Genomic DNA, 977 nt, shown 5'->3' on the forward strand with positions numbered 1-977 from the left:
CGAACATATGACCGCACCGTCATCCCTTGTTCAACCAGAGAAAGATCTTGCAGCCCGGGCCGTTCCACATATGAGTCAGAGCCCCTTTTGGATGCCGATAGGGGGCGCATTGCCTCATTCAAAATGTTACTGGAAAACTTCTCGCCGATGATTGGGTCGGTGCCACCGAATTGGTTCGGTGGCCACTATGGCGGGAAAGATCAGCATGGGCGCGCGGCGCGAAGTGGTGTCAGCGGTGACGGAGCAATACCAGTCGGCCAAGCGGGCGGAAAAGGGACGGATCCTCGACGCGCTGTGCGCGACGACGGGCTGGCATCGTAAGCATGCGGTGCGTGCACTCCGGCGGCGCACGACGGTTGGGCCCAGCGAGGTCGAGAAACCGCAAGAGCGTAAACGTAGATATGGTACGACGATCAAGGACGCGATGACGGCGCTGTGGGAGGCGTCGGATCGGGTGTGCGGCAAGCGGCTCAAGGTGATGGTCCCGACCTTGCTGCCGGCGCTCGAGCAACATGGCCGATTGCGGCTTGGCCAGGCGGACCGCGATCGTGTTCTGGCCATCAGCGCCGCCACCATTGATCGCCTGCTCGTCGATGTGAAGATTGCGGCGAGCGGCGGCAGACGGCGCCGTGCCGGATTCTATTCGGCAATCCGGCGCGAGGTCCCGATCCGCACGTTCAATGACTGGAACAGCCCGGTGCCTGGCTTCTGCGAGGTCGACATGGTCGCGCATGGCGGCACGTCGGTGGCCGGCTCGTTCATCCAGACCCTGACGATGGTCGATATCGCCACTGGCTGGACGGAGTGCCTGCCGTTGCTGACGCGGGAGGGGTCGCTGGTCGTCGAAGCGATCAACCGCGCACAAAGCCTGTTCCCCTGGTTGTTGCGCGGCATTGACTTCGACAACGACAGCGCCTTCATGAACGATGTCGTCGTGCCATGGTGTCGCGAACAGAAGCTCGAAGTGACGCGCTCGC

1 pseudogene is annotated in these 977 nt (G+C 62.5%); it reads left to right on the forward strand.

What is annotated here, in order from left to right:
* Positions 1-187 precede the first annotated feature (187 nt).
* Positions 188-977 (forward strand): annotated as a pseudogene (locus tag IVB32_RS22565) (transposase); the annotation flags it as partial.

Source organism: Bradyrhizobium sp. 23, from assembly GCF_023073295.1.
GTDB lineage: Bacteria > Pseudomonadota > Alphaproteobacteria > Rhizobiales > Xanthobacteraceae > Bradyrhizobium > Bradyrhizobium canariense_D.